Raw genomic sequence first — 237 nt, forward strand, 5'->3', positions numbered from 1 at the left:
TGAACTTACAGAGTTAGGCTTTACCAATTGAGCTTTTCGTCTGTGGGATCAGGCTCATGCCTTTCAAACACAACGCTGCTCACCGCCGTCGGATACCGCAGCAGAAGTTCAGGGTTAAAAACTGGCCTAACTATGACGCGGGTTTGCGCCAGCGCGGCAGTATTACATTCTGGATCAGTGAAGCTGCGATTGCAGGCTGGTTGGCTCCGCGACGGACAACACCAGGTGGCCAGTCGC

At 54.0% G+C, this 237-nt stretch carries 1 pseudogene; it reads left to right on the forward strand.

Annotated features, from left to right (window positions below):
- Positions 1 to 56 precede the first annotated feature (56 nt).
- Positions 57 to 237, forward strand: a pseudogene (locus HBA93_RS23430) (IS5/IS1182 family transposase); the annotation flags it as partial.

The sequence above is a fragment of the Ochrobactrum sp. SFR4 genome (assembly GCF_019730395.1).
In the GTDB taxonomy this organism is placed as follows: domain Bacteria; phylum Pseudomonadota; class Alphaproteobacteria; order Rhizobiales; family Rhizobiaceae; genus Pseudochrobactrum.